Origin of the sequence: Citrobacter sp. RHB36-C18, from assembly GCF_013814485.1 — a bacterium.
GTDB classification, from domain to species: domain Bacteria; phylum Pseudomonadota; class Gammaproteobacteria; order Enterobacterales; family Enterobacteriaceae; genus Citrobacter; species Citrobacter braakii.
Map to the genome: position 1 here is coordinate 1211205 of NZ_CP057125.1, position 12968 is coordinate 1224172.

The following is a 12968-nucleotide window of genomic DNA, read 5'->3' on the forward strand; positions in this document are numbered from 1 at the left end:
GCTTCCTTAATGACACCAGTGACCGAATGATTTTAAACGCTTTCTGGCGAGTCTGCTGTGACGCTTCCCTGATGTTGAGTTTTTCCTGCCAGGTAGCGGGTTTTAAAGCGAGTGAAATGTTCGCTCAACCCCTCCGCGGCTTGCGTATCGCCCGCCAGATCCAACAACGCAATGGCCACTTCGGCAGTACAGTATTGCCCTTCGGCGTGAATGCCACGCAGGTGGTAAGCGGAAAGTCGCGATAAATCAACGGAGATCACCGGCAGGTTATCAAGGTACGGGCTTTTGCGGAACATTTTACGCGCTTCAGGCCAGGTACCATCAAGCATGATAAACAACGGTGGTTTACCGGCTGGTGGCGCGAAAATCACTTCACGCTCTTCGCCCGCATAGGATGCCGGGAATACAACCATCGGCTGGTAATCCGGATTTTTCACCAGTTCGAGCAACGCCTGCGGCGGTTCGGTGCGTGACCACTGAAAAGCCGTGGTATCGGGCAAAATATCGGCAATCAAACGTCCCGTGTTGCTGGGCTTCATCGGCTCGGTATCAAACATCACCAGACAAAAGCGGCTTTTGGCCTCAGACGGCACCAGCGTTGCACACAAGCAGAGCTTCAGCGGCAGCAGGCAGCGCTGACAGCGGCGAATGCGATTACCTCGGGCAAGGAAAGGGCGCGTGGCGCGCGCGAGGCGCTCAGCGCGTAACTGAAGAACAGCGTTATCGGTCATGGGAGAACACGTTGAAAAACGCTATTGTCGCAGAGGTGAAAACGGGGCACAAGATGCGCCCCGTAGAGATTATAATGATTCGTTAAGCCAGCTATCAAACGGGGCTTTAGGTACAGCGCCATTAAGCATGTCGACGATTTCACCTTTTCTGAAGATCATAATGGTCGGGATGCTGCGGATACCGAAACGGGCGCTGAGTTCACGCTCGGCTTCTGTATTCACTTTAACAAAACGCACTTTACCGCTACGCTCTTCCGCGACATCTTCAAAAATCGGGGCGAAGTTACGGCATGGACCACACCAGGGGGCCCAAAAATCAACCACCACCGGGAGATCGTCTTTTAACAGTTTATCCAGTGTTTCACCGGTCGCATTGATCACCTCCCCATCAAACAGGTCGTGACCACAGCGTCCGCATTTAGCCGCTTCCTGGACACGATCGTCGGGGATGCGGTTGATAGCCTGGCAGCTGGTACAAACGGTATTCATAACTAACCTCTGGATGAGTGGAGTGGACTTCACGGCAGTAACGCCAGTATGTTTCTATTATGTTACATATTATCGGGGAGTCTGTTCTAAACAACAATGCGTTTTATTCAATGAGTACAATAGTCCTTAGCTTTTAAATGAAATAATGGCTAACGACGTGCACATCGGGTAATCTTCGCGCTTCGCGCAGAGCAGGTGGAGAAAAACATGAGCGACGAACTGAAGAATAAAAACGGCAAGGTCAAAGTGATGTACGTCCGCAGTGACGATGACTCGGATAAACGCACCCAAAATCCACGTACTGGTAAAGGCGGCGGTCGCCCCGGTACTTCCCGAGCCGAAGGCGGTCGTCGCCCTGCCCGTGATGACAGAAAGGGTCCGAACAGCGAACGTGGTCGTGAACGTGGTCGTGGCCGCGATGTAGAACGCGACCGTGGACGTGAAGATTCACCATGGCGTACCGTGTCCCGCGCACCGAATGATGATGCAGCAGACAAAGCCGATCACGGTGGTATCAGCGGCAAAAGCTTTATCGATCCTGAAGTATTACGTCGTCAGCGCGCGGAAGAAACCCGTGTTTACGGTGAGAATGCCTGTCAGGCTCTGTTCCAGAGTCGTCCGGACGCTATTGTTCGCGCCTGGTTTGTTCAGAGCGTAACCCCGCGCTTTAAAGAAGCATTACGCTGGATGGCGGCGAACCGCAAAGCCTACCACGTGGTTGACGAAGCCGAGCTGGCGAAAGCCTCCGGCACTGAACACCATGGCGGCGTTTGTTTCCTGATCAAAAAACGTAACGGTACCACTGTTAAGCAGTGGGTTGGTCAGGCCGGGGCGCAGGATTGCGTGCTGGCCCTGGAAGACATTGCTAACCCGCACAATCTGGGCGGCATGATGCGTAGCTGCGCGCACTTCGGTGTGAAAGGCGTGGTGGTACAGGATGCGGCGCTGTTGGAATCAGGTGCGGCTATCCGCACCGCTGAAGGCGGAGCTGAGCACGTTCAGCCGATCACCGGTGACAGTATTGTCGATGTGCTGGACGACTTCCGTAATGCGGGTTACACGGTAGTGATGACCTCAAGCGTGAAAGGCAAGCCGCTGTTTACTACCACGTTGCCGGAAAAAATGGTGCTGGTATTAGGGCGTGAGCGTGAGGCTCTGCCAGAAGCAGCATGCTCAGCCGACGACCTGTGCGTGGCGATAGACGGTACGGGCAACGTAGAAACGCTCAACGTTTCTGTCGCGACCGGCGTGCTGCTCGCGGAGTGGTGGCGTCAGAACAAAGCCTGATAATAAAAATGCCAGCGATTCGCTGGCATTTTTTTACTCGCTTTCTGCTGGTAATATCGGCGTCCAGTCAATCGGCTTTTCACCTCGCTGTTCCAGCCACTCATTAGCCAGTACAAAATGATTGCAGCCAAAGAAACCGCGATGCGCAGAGAGCGGTGATGGGTGCGGCGCTTTCAATACATGGTGACGCTGCGCATCAATAATCGCACCTTTCTTTTGTGCGTGTGAACCCCAGAGCAGGAATACCACGCCTTCCCGATGTTGGTTAATCAGGCTGATGACTTTATCGGTAAATGTTTCCCATCCCAGACTGGCGTGCGAATGTGCCTGCCCGGCACGGACGGTAAGCACGGTGTTGAGTAACAGCACACCCTGGCGTGCCCAGCTTTCCAGATATCCGTGCGTTGGGCGTGTGAAGCCAGGAATCGTTGCTTCCAGCTCTTTGTACATGTTCAGCAACGAGGGCGGGGTGGCAATACCGGGGCGGACAGAAAACGCGAGACCGTGTGCCTGGCCCGGACCGTGGTATGGATCCTGCCCCAGGATGACGACTTTCACGTCGCCAAGTTCGGTAAAGCGAAAAGCGTTGAATACATCTTTTTGTGGCGGATAAATTGTCATACCTGACTGACGCTCGCCCGCCACAGTATGCAGCGTGTTAACAAAATAAGGCTGCTGTTTCTCTTCTGCCAGCACATCGTGCCAGGTTAATTCGGTGGCCATCTCGCTCTCCTGCGAATTTTCAATCCCCCTAGCTTAACTGCTTCTTTCGGCGTCGCAAAATTCTGTACGTTTCTCAAGGGTCTACCCCTTAAAGATAGTTGAAAATTTATGTAAAAAGTTTAGCTGCGCATGTGGCGTAAGTTGATGTAAAACAATAAAATCCACCTATCACCACTTTTCATGTGTGGTTTTTATTGATTTAAATCAAAGATTCAAGGATGTGTGAGGGGTATATATACACTCAAGCAACAATGGTTTTACCAATTGGCCGGATGACGGCCAACCGAGATCAAATAATTTTGCCGGGGAGGCATCAAATGATTACAGGTATCCAGATTACTAAAGCTGCAAACGACGACCTGCTGAACTCTTTCTGGCTGCTGGACAGCGAAAAAGGCGAAGCACGCTGCATCGTTGCGAAAGCAGGTTTCAATGCTGATGAAGTCGTTGCTGTCAGCAAACTGGGTGAGATCGAATACCGTGAAGTACCGGTAGACGTACAGCCGGAAGTCCGTGTGGAAGGTGGTCAGCACCTGAACGTGAACGTTCTGCGCCGCGAAACTCTGGAAGATGCGGTTAAGCATCCGGAAAAATATCCGCAGTTGACCATCCGTGTTTCTGGTTATGCCGTGCGTTTCAACTCTCTGACGCCAGAACAGCAGCGCGACGTTATTGCTCGTACCTTTACTGAGAGCCTGTAAGGCTCACGGGGAATAACCCCGTCTGGCAGAGAATCTGAAAGCGGAAGATGCCAACGTATCTTCCGCTTTTTTGTGCACAAAAAATGCCGGGCTAAATGGCCCGGCATTCGGTTTACTCTTTGTCGGACTGCTGGGTAGCAGCTCCGCTCGGCTTACGGCGTTTGCCGACATTTTTGGCGTCGCGGTGACGTTTTTTCACCCGCGGTTTCTCTTTCTCTTTCGCTTTTTGCTCGGCGCGCTTCGCCAGCACTTTCTTGGATGGCTTACCGTTAGATTTCTCACTTGGCGCGCGCGTGGTTGGACGCAGTTCGTCGATGACGCGTGCTTTCAGTGGCTCGTCAATGTAGCGGCTCGCTTTGCCGAGCAGCAGATGGTCGTGGGCTTCAACCAAAGAGATCGCAGTACCTTTACGGCCTGCACGACCGGTACGGCCAATGCGGTGCAGATAGGCATCGCCACTGCGCGGCATGTCGAAGTTAAACACGTGGCTGACGTCAGGAATATCGATCCCACGAGCGGCAACGTCGGTTGCTACCAGCACGTTCACACGACCATCGGTCAGGCGTTTGATCGCTTCATTACGTTTGTTCTGCACCATCTCGCCTTCGAGATAGCAGTTATTAATGCCCGCCTGGCGCAACCAGCCTGCCAGCTCGTGCACACGCTCGCGTTTACGTACAAAAACAATCGAGCGGGTCGCTTCCGGCTGTTTTAACAAATGGATCAGCAGGGCCGTTTTGTGCTCGATGTCATCGGCACGGTAGTAAAACTGATGAATCTTCTTGCGTTCGCGGGTAGACGGATCCGCCGAAACTTCAACCGGATCCTCCAGCAGACGCTCAGCAAAATCTTTAATCGCATCGCCTTCCAGCGTGGCGGAGAACAGCATAGTTTGCTTACGCCAGCGGGTTTCTCCAGCGATATGCTCGATGTCCTGGGCAAAGCCCATGTCCAACATGCGGTCTGCTTCATCGAGGATTAGTGTCTCAACCGCATGGCAGTCAAAGTTTTCTTCTTTAATGTACTGCAGCAGACGACCGGTAGTGGCGACCACGATGTCCTGGTTTTCGCTAAAGACTTCCATGTGGTTCATGTAAGCCACGCCGCCGGTAATCGTGGCGATATCCAGATGCGTATTCTTCGCCAGTTCACGGGCGTGTTCGGCAACCTGCATCGCCAGTTCGCGCGTCGGTGTCAAAATCAAAATGCGCGGCGGGCCAGATTTCTTGCGCGGGAAGTCGAGCAGGTGCTGCAACGCTGGCAGCAAATATGCCGCCGTTTTACCGGTGCCTGTCGGCGCAGAACCGAGTACATCACGGCCATCGAGCGCAGGCGGAATGGCGGCAGCCTGAATGGCGGTCGGGCGAGTGAAACCTTTTTCCTGGAGGGCATCCAGAAGGCTTTCATCGAGTTCAAGTTCGGAAAAAGTCGTTACAGTCATGTTCTACCTCTGAGTGGGGCGCTGATTATAGACGTTACGGCTGCAATCTTCATCTGTTTGTATGGATATACCTTCTCAGGTATTGTTTTTATCCTATGTTATCGTTTTTTTTCCAGGAAGGTTGTTCTTCATGCCCCAGTCTACATCCGTACTTAGACGTAATGGATTTACTTTTAAGCAGTTTTTTGTGGCACACGATCGTTGTGCAATGAAAGTCGGAACGGACGGCATTTTATTGGGGGCCTGGGCCCCTGTTGCTGGCGTAAAGCGGATCCTGGATATTGGTACCGGGAGCGGCCTGTTGGCGCTGATGCTGGCCCAGCGCACAGATGAAAACGTCATCATTGACGCTGTGGAGCTTGATGTTGATGCCGCGCAGCAGGCGCAGGAGAACATCGCGCAATCCCCGTGGATGCATCGCGTGAACGTTCATACGGAAGATGTGCAGCAGTGGGTACCGCGCCAGACCGTGCGCTTTGATTTGATCATCAGCAACCCTCCCTATTATGAACAGGGAGTGGAATGTGCCACGCCGCAGCGCGAGCAGGCTCGCTACACCACCACGCTCGATCATCAAGTATTGCTGACGCTGGCGGCAGACAGCATTACGGAAGAAGGTTTTTTCTGTGTGGTGCTGCCCGAACAGATTGGTAACGCATTTTCCCAGCAGGCACTGGGCATGGGCTGGCATCTACGATTGCGCACGGATGTAGCAGAAACTGAGGCCCGACTACCGAATCGGGTACTGCTGGCATTCTCCCCGCAGGCCGGGGAGTGCTTTAGTGACAGGCTGGTGATCCGTGGGCCAGACCAACGTTACTCTGAAGGTTACACGGCGCTGACCCAGGCGTTTTATCTGTTCATGTGATGACTTAGCGGTGAGAGAATGGACGGGCCCGCCTCTGGAAGCTGTTCTGGATAATCCAGCGTATAGTGCAGGCCCCGACTCTCTTTACGCATCATCGCGCAGCGGACAATCAGCTCAGCAACCTGCACCAGATTGCGCAGTTCCAGCAAGTTGTTCGACACGCGGAAATGAGCGTAATACTCGTCGATTTCCTGTTGCAACATGGTGATACGGCGCAGGGCGCGCTCCAGACGTTTAGTTGTGCGCACGATACCGACGTAATCCCACATAAATAGCCGCAGCTCATGCCAGTTATGCTGAATCACAACCAGTTCATCCGGGTTTTCTACCCGGCTTTCATCCCAATCCGGGAGGGTGCTGACGCTGCGAGCATAAGGCATTCGCCTGTCGATATCTTCAGCCGCGGACCAGCCGTAAACCAGGCACTCCAGTAATGAGTTTGACGCCATCCGGTTGGCTCCATGCAGGCCGGTGTAACTCACTTCGCCGATCGCATACAGCCCGTCGACATCTGTACGGCCAAAGTCATCCACCATCACGCCGCCGCAGGTATAGTGCGCGGCAGGAACGATGGGAACCGGCTCTTTGGTCAAATCGATGCCCAGTCCCAGCAATTTTTCATAAATCATCGGGAAATGCTGACGAACAAATTCTTCCGGTTTATGGCTGATGTCGAGAAACATGCAGTCAGCGCCCAGGCGCTTCATTTCGTGGTCGATGGCGCGGGCAACAATATCGCGGGGAGCCAGTTCGCCACGCTCGTCAAAATCGGGCATAAAGCGCGAACCGTCCGGGCGCTTCAGATGTGCGCCTTCGCCACGCAGCGCCTCGGTTAGCAGAAAGTTGCGCGCCTGCGGATGATACAGCGCCGTCGGGTGAAACTGGTTAAATTCCAGATTGGCGACACGGCATCCCGCGCGCCAGGCCATCGCAATCCCATCACCCGAGGAAATATCTGGATTGGTGGTGTATTGGTACACCTTTGACGCGCCGCCGGTGGCCAACACTACTGACTTGGCATGGCAGGTTTCTACGGCTTCTTTATTACGGTTCCAGATCCAGGCTCCGACAACCCGACGCGTTCCCGGCAGACCGATTTTATCGGAGACAATCAGATCGATGGCATTACTGCGCTCAAGAACCCGTATGTTGGGGTGATTTTGTGCCTGGCTGACGAGGGTGGTTTCGACTTCTTTACCGGTGGCATCCGCAGAGTGCAGAATGCGTCGATGGCTATGACCACCTTCACGGGTCAGGTGATAGCTCTCCTCACCGTTGGGCTGAACCTGCGTATCAAATAAGACGCCCTGATCGATAAGCCACTGAACGCAGGTGCGGGCATTGCTGGCGACAAATTCAACCGCATGGCGATCGCACAGGCCGGCCCCGGCAATCAGAGTATCTTCAACGTGGGAGTCGATGCTGTCGGTTTCATCAAACACCGCGGCAATACCGCCCTGGGCATAAAATGTCGAGCCTTCGCTGACCGGACCTTTGCTCAGGACAATAACCTGATGTTTTTCGGCCAGGCGCAGCGCCAGTGAGAGTCCGGCAGCCCCGCTGCCAATGATCAGCACGTCACAGGATAATTCAGGAGTCGTATTCATGATTTTTGTTTAATTTACTAAACAGTGTTTGGTCACCATAGCACCACATTGCGCGATACTGCACGTTTTATTTTTAAATGTGTTGCAGTGACTAAACATGAAAAAAAAGCATGACGAGGACGAAATGAGCAAAAATATTTTGTGAAGCAGGCCGTTAGCACCAGATTATGTGATGAAATTAAGTGGCCGTTGGGTTACTCTGCAAGCGGTGAAATGGGCATTTCTAAACAGATAGTGCGTCGATCGGATTATGTAGACTTATAATGAGAGATAAGACCTGTCTACAACATGACAAACAAAAAACAATGCGTAACGGAACTTTACGAAACTTGAGCACTCTAAGCATTTGCTTGCTCATAGTGAAGCTGATGGAGTGGCGTTTCGAAGGCGCGTGGAAATTTGGTTTGGGGAGACTTTACCTCGGATGAGCGAGCAGTTAACGGACCAGGTCCTGGTAGAACGGGTCCAGAAGGGAGATCAGAAAGCCTTTAACCTACTGGTAGTGCGCTATCAGCATAAGGTGGCGAGTCTGGTTTCTCGCTATGTACCGTCGGGCGATGTACCCGATGTAGTACAAGAAGCATTTATCAAGGCCTATCGTGCGCTGGACTCGTTCCGGGGAGATAGTGCTTTTTATACCTGGCTGTATCGTATTGCAGTCAATACAGCGAAGAATTACCTGGTCGCTCAGGGGCGTCGTCCACCTTCCAGTGATATTGATGCGATTGAAGCAGAAAATTACGAAAGTGGCGGTGCGCTGAAAGAAATTTCGAACCCTGAGAACTTAATGTTGTCAGAAGAACTGAGACAGATAGTTTTCCGGACTATTGAGTCCCTCCCGGAAGATTTACGCATGGCAATAACCTTGCGGGAGCTGGATGGCCTGAGCTATGAAGAGATAGCCGCTATCATGGATTGTCCGGTAGGTACGGTGCGTTCACGTATCTTCCGAGCGAGGGAAGCTATTGATAATAAAGTTCAACCGCTTATCAGGCGTTGACGATAGCGGGATACTGGAAAAGGTATTAGGCATGCAGAAAGAAAAACTTTCCGCTTTAATGGATGGCGAAACGCTGGATACTGAGTTACTCAAAGAGCTGACTCAGGACCCGGAAATGCAAAAAACCTGGGAGAGTTATCACCTGATTCGCGATTCCATGCGAGGTGATACCGCCGACGTTCTCCATTTCGATATTTCCGCCCGCGTAATGGCTGCCATCCAGGATGAGCCAGTACGTCAGACGGTGCCATTGATTCCTGAGGCCCAGCCAGCACCGCACCAGTGGCAGAAAATGCCATTCTGGAAGAAAATGCGTCCATGGGCCGCGCAGCTTACCCAAATGGGTGTGGCCGCGTGTGTATCACTTGCAGTTATTGTTGGCGTCCAGCACTATAATGGGCAATCTGAAACGTCCCAGCAGCCCGAAACGCCGGTATTTAATACATTACCGATGATGGGTAAAGCCAGTCCGGTAAGCCTGGGTGTACCCTCTGACGCGACGGCCAGCGGCGGTCAGCAACAGCAGGTACAGGAGCAGCGTCGTCGTATTAATGCCATGTTGCAGGACTACGAACTGCAACGTCGACTGCACTCTGAACAGCTTCAGTTTGAGCAGGCCCAAACACAGCAAGCCGCTGTGCAGGTGCCAGGAATTCAAACTTTAGGAACGCAATCGCAGTAATGAAGCAACTTTGGTTTGCCATGTCACTTGTGGCTGGTAGCCTGTTTTTCTCTGTAAACGCCTCGGCCAATCCTGCGTCCGGGGCGTTGTTGCAGCAGATGAATCTGGCCAGCCAGTCGCTAACTTATGAGCTGTCATTTGTCAGCATCAATAAGCAGGGTGTTGAATCCCTACGTTATCGCCATGCCCGCCTGGATAACCGTCCGCTAGCGCAACTGTTGCAAATGGATGGACCGCGCCGGGAAGTGGTGCAGCGTGGCAATGAAATCAGCTATTTTGAGCCTGGTCTCGAACCGTTCACGCTGAACGGCGACTATATCGTTGACTCTCTGCCCTCTCTGATTTACACCGACTTCAAACGTCTTGCTCCCTACTATGACTTTATCTCAGTAGGTCGCACCCGCATTGCCGATCGGCTCTGTGAAGTGATCCGCGTAGTCGCCCGTGACGGTACGCGTTACAGCTATATCGTCTGGATGGACACGGAGACTAAGCTGCCGATGCGCGTCGATCTTCTCGACCGTGATGGTGAGACGCTGGAACAGTTCCGTGTTATCGCGTTTACCGTAAACAACGGCGTTAGCGATAGCATGCAGACGCTGGCGAAAGCCAATCTACCGCCGTTGCTGTCAGTTCCTGCGGGCGAAAAAACCAACTTCAACTGGAGTCCGTCGTGGTTGCCGCAAGGCTTCAGCGAAGTTTCCAGCAGTCGACGTCCGCTGCCGACGATGGATAACATGCCGATCGAATCGCGCCTATATTCTGATGGCCTGTTCAGTTTCTCCGTAAACGTAAACCGTGCGATGCAAAACAGCGCCGATCAGCTGTTGCGAACCGGGCGTAGAACGGTTAGCACCAGCGTGCGTGATAACGCAGAAATTACGATTGTGGGCGAGCTTCCACCGCAAACGGCGAAGCGTATCGCGGACAATATTAAGTTCAGGGCTGCACAATGATTAAAGAGTGGGCGACAGTCGTCTCCTGGCAAAATGGTCTGGCGACGGTCAGCTGTGATGTTAAAGCATCATGTAGCAGCTGTGCTTCGCGGGCCGGATGCGGGAGCCGCGTGCTGAACAAACTTGGGCCGCAGACCACGCATACCATTGTGGTGCCCAGCGACGAACCCTTAGCGCCCGGTCAAAAAGTTGAACTGGGTATTGCCGAGGGTAGCCTGCTGGGTTCAGCGATGTTGGTCTACATGTCTCCGTTGGCGGGGCTCTTTCTCTTCGCGGCGTTATTCCAGGTGCTGTTTGGTTCCGACCTTGCGGCATTAAGCGGTGCCGTGCTGGGGGGCGTGGGCGGATTCCTGATTGCCCGTGGATACTCTCGTAAGCTTGCTGAGCGCGAAGCCTGGCAGCCGGTCATTCTGAACGTTGCTCTCCCACCCGATCTCATTCGCGTCGAAACCCCACAGTGATAGCTTTGCCTGATGGCGCTTGTGTCGCCATCCGGCAAAAGTTTCACCGACTTTGCAAAGTTGTTTCCAGTTCCCGCTATCCTTGCTCTATGAACATTTCCTCGCCTCAGCGTTGTAGTGTAGAATGCGGCGTTTCACTTAAACAGACGTTAAGCTCAGATCAGCGACTTCTCAGAGCCTGCTCAGGCGGGCGTAAGGCACAATAATTACACTATATGAAGAACATACGTAACTTTTCAATCATAGCTCACATCGACCACGGTAAATCGACGCTGTCTGACCGTATTATCCAGATCTGCGGTGGCCTGTCTGACCGTGAAATGGAAGCGCAGGTTCTCGACTCGATGGATCTTGAGCGTGAGCGCGGTATTACTATCAAAGCGCAGAGCGTGACGCTCGATTTCAAAGCATCTGATGGTGAAACCTATCAGCTTAACTTTATCGACACCCCGGGCCACGTTGACTTCTCGTATGAAGTTTCCCGCTCGCTTGCTGCCTGTGAAGGCGCACTGCTGGTGGTTGATGCCGGACAGGGCGTCGAAGCACAGACCCTGGCTAACTGCTATACCGCCATGGAAATGGATCTGGAAGTGGTGCCGGTACTGAACAAAATTGACCTGCCAGCCGCCGATCCTGAGCGTGTGGCGGAAGAGATCGAAGATATCGTCGGTATTGATGCGACGGATGCCGTTCGCTGTTCGGCGAAAACCGGCGTAGGCGTCACTGACGTTCTTGAACGTCTGGTGCGCGACATCCCGCCGCCGGAAGGCGACCCGGAAGGTCCGTTACAGGCGCTGATCATCGACTCCTGGTTCGATAACTACCTGGGCGTCGTATCACTGGTGCGTATTAAAAACGGCACCATGCGTAAAGGCGACAAAATTAAAGTGATGAGCACCGGTCAGGTCTATAACGCTGACCGTCTGGGTATCTTCACGCCAAAACAGGTTGACCGTACCGAGCTGAAATGCGGCGAGGTGGGTTGGTTGGTTTGTGCGATTAAAGACATCCTGGGCGCACCGGTTGGCGATACCCTGACGCAGGCGCGTAACCCGGCGGACAAGCCGCTGCCAGGCTTTAAAAAAGTGAAGCCGCAGGTTTACGCCGGTCTGTTCCCGGTGAGCTCTGACGACTACGAAAACTTCCGTGACGCGCTTGGCAAGCTGAGCCTCAACGACGCCTCCCTGTTCTATGAACCGGAAAGCTCAACCGCGCTGGGCTTCGGCTTCCGCTGTGGCTTCCTCGGTCTGCTGCACATGGAGATCATTCAGGAACGTCTGGAACGTGAATACGATCTGGATCTGATCACTACCGCGCCGACCGTAGTCTACGAAGTCGAAACCACGGCGAAAGAGACGATCTACGTCGATAGCCCGTCCAAGCTGCCGCCGTTGAACAACATTTACGAACTGCGTGAGCCGATTGCTGAGTGTCATATGCTGCTGCCGCAGGCTTACCTCGGTAACGTCATCACGCTGTGTATCGAGAAGCGCGGCGTACAGACCAACATGGTTTACCACGGTAACCAGGTGGCGCTGACCTATGAAATTCCGATGGCGGAAGTGGTACTCGACTTCTTCGACCGTCTGAAGTCAACTTCTCGCGGCTATGCGTCGCTGGACTATAACTTCAAACGTTTCCAGGCGTCTGACATGGTGCGCGTTGATGTTCTCATCAACAACGAACGTGTCGATGCGCTGGCGCTGATTACCCACCGCGACAACTCCCAGAGCCGTGGTCGTGAACTGGTCGAGAAGATGAAAGATCTGATCCCTCGCCAGCAGTTTGATATCGCGATCCAGGCGGCCATTGGTACGCACATCATCGCGCGTTCAACGGTTAAGCAACTGCGTAAAAACGTGCTGGCGAAATGCTACGGTGGCGATATCAGCCGTAAGAAAAAGCTGCTGCAAAAACAGAAAGAGGGTAAAAAGCGCATGAAGCAGATCGGTAACGTCGAACTGCCACAGGAAGCCTTCCTCGCCATTCTGCATGTCGGTAAAGACAGCAAATAATCTTAAG

Annotated in this window: 14 protein-coding genes; 9 read left to right on the plus strand and 5 right to left on the minus strand. The window is 53.2% G+C overall.

Translation table 11 applies throughout. The annotated features are described in order from the left end of the window. Positions 1-32 precede the first annotated feature (32 nt). Together tapT and trxC are read right to left on the minus strand one after the other, a co-directional pair. Positions 33-731: a tRNA-uridine aminocarboxypropyltransferase gene (tapT, locus tag HVZ52_RS05715; RefSeq protein WP_016154057.1), complete on the minus strand. Its 699-nt coding sequence runs from the start codon at positions 729-731 to the stop codon at positions 33-35. A 69-nt stretch (positions 732-800) separates the two neighbouring features. Next, a complete protein-coding gene (gene trxC / locus HVZ52_RS05720; protein ID WP_003037559.1) occupies positions 801-1220 on the minus strand; it encodes a thioredoxin TrxC in 420 nt (139 codons plus the stop codon). A 207-nt stretch (positions 1221-1427) separates the two neighbouring features. Between trxC and HVZ52_RS05725 the strand changes: the two genes are divergently transcribed. Then, positions 1428-2507 carry a tRNA/rRNA methyltransferase gene (locus HVZ52_RS05725; protein ID WP_046275240.1) on the plus strand — a complete coding sequence of 360 codons (1080 nt, stop codon included), beginning with the start codon at positions 1428-1430 and terminating at the stop codon, positions 2505-2507. A 33-nt stretch (positions 2508-2540) separates the two neighbouring features. Here HVZ52_RS05725 and ung read toward each other — a convergent pair whose 3' ends face one another. Then, positions 2541-3230, minus strand: a complete 690-nt coding sequence (gene ung, locus HVZ52_RS05730; RefSeq protein WP_046275239.1) for a uracil-DNA glycosylase — start codon at positions 3228-3230, stop codon at positions 2541-2543. A gap of 317 nt (positions 3231-3547) precedes the next feature. Here ung and grcA point away from each other — a divergent pair, with 317 nt between their 5' ends. Beyond that, a complete protein-coding gene (gene grcA / locus HVZ52_RS05735; RefSeq protein WP_003037563.1) occupies positions 3548-3931 on the plus strand; it encodes an autonomous glycyl radical cofactor GrcA in 384 nt (127 codons plus the stop codon). A gap of 112 nt (positions 3932-4043) precedes the next feature. Here grcA and srmB read toward each other — a convergent pair whose 3' ends face one another. Further along, positions 4044-5372: an ATP-dependent RNA helicase SrmB gene (srmB, locus tag HVZ52_RS05740; RefSeq protein WP_016157176.1), complete on the minus strand. Its 1329-nt coding sequence runs from the start codon at positions 5370-5372 to the stop codon at positions 4044-4046. A 130-nt stretch (positions 5373-5502) separates the two neighbouring features. Here srmB and trmN point away from each other — a divergent pair, with 130 nt between their 5' ends. Continuing rightward, positions 5503-6240, plus strand: a complete 738-nt coding sequence (gene trmN, locus HVZ52_RS05745) for a tRNA(1)(Val) (adenine(37)-N(6))-methyltransferase TrmN (RefSeq protein WP_016154053.1) — start codon at positions 5503-5505, stop codon at positions 6238-6240. Here the strand turns inward: trmN and nadB are convergent. After that, a complete protein-coding gene (nadB, locus tag HVZ52_RS05750) occupies positions 6225-7847 on the minus strand; it encodes an L-aspartate oxidase (protein WP_181598982.1) in 1623 nt (540 codons plus the stop codon). The two genes, trmN and nadB, sit on opposite strands and share 16 nt — an antisense overlap. Positions 7848-8152: 305 nt before the next feature. Here nadB and rseD point away from each other — a divergent pair, with 305 nt between their 5' ends. The 6 genes from rseD to lepA all read left to right on the plus strand — a co-directional run bounded on the left by rseD (position 8153) and on the right by lepA (position 12961). Beyond that, positions 8153-8275, plus strand: a complete 123-nt coding sequence (gene rseD / locus HVZ52_RS05755) for a rpoE leader peptide RseD (RefSeq protein ID WP_223306697.1) — start codon at positions 8153-8155, stop codon at positions 8273-8275. Continuing rightward, positions 8272-8847 (plus strand): RNA polymerase sigma factor RpoE, encoded by a 576-nt coding sequence (rpoE, locus tag HVZ52_RS05760; RefSeq protein ID WP_003037573.1) that lies wholly within the window; start codon positions 8272-8274, stop codon positions 8845-8847. The genes rseD and rpoE overlap by 4 nt, the downstream gene beginning before the upstream one ends. A gap of 31 nt (positions 8848-8878) precedes the next feature. Next, positions 8879-9529, plus strand: a complete 651-nt coding sequence (gene rseA / locus HVZ52_RS05765) for an anti-sigma-E factor RseA (protein ID WP_019077408.1) — start codon at positions 8879-8881, stop codon at positions 9527-9529. Next, the gene (rseB, locus tag HVZ52_RS05770; protein ID WP_003847063.1) at positions 9529-10485 is read left to right on the plus strand and encodes a sigma-E factor regulatory protein RseB; all 957 of its coding nucleotides are present in this window, start codon (positions 9529-9531) and stop codon (positions 10483-10485) included. Before rseA ends, rseB begins: the two co-directional genes overlap by 1 nt. Next, the gene (gene rseC, locus HVZ52_RS05775) at positions 10482-10946 is read left to right on the plus strand and encodes a SoxR-reducing system protein RseC (RefSeq protein ID WP_080860016.1); all 465 of its coding nucleotides are present in this window, start codon (positions 10482-10484) and stop codon (positions 10944-10946) included. The genes rseB and rseC overlap by 4 nt, the downstream gene beginning before the upstream one ends. 215 nt (positions 10947-11161) lie before the next feature. Continuing rightward, the gene (gene lepA, locus HVZ52_RS05780) at positions 11162-12961 is read left to right on the plus strand and encodes a translation elongation factor 4 (protein ID WP_003037577.1); all 1800 of its coding nucleotides are present in this window, start codon (positions 11162-11164) and stop codon (positions 12959-12961) included. Positions 12962-12968: the final 7 nt, after the last annotated feature.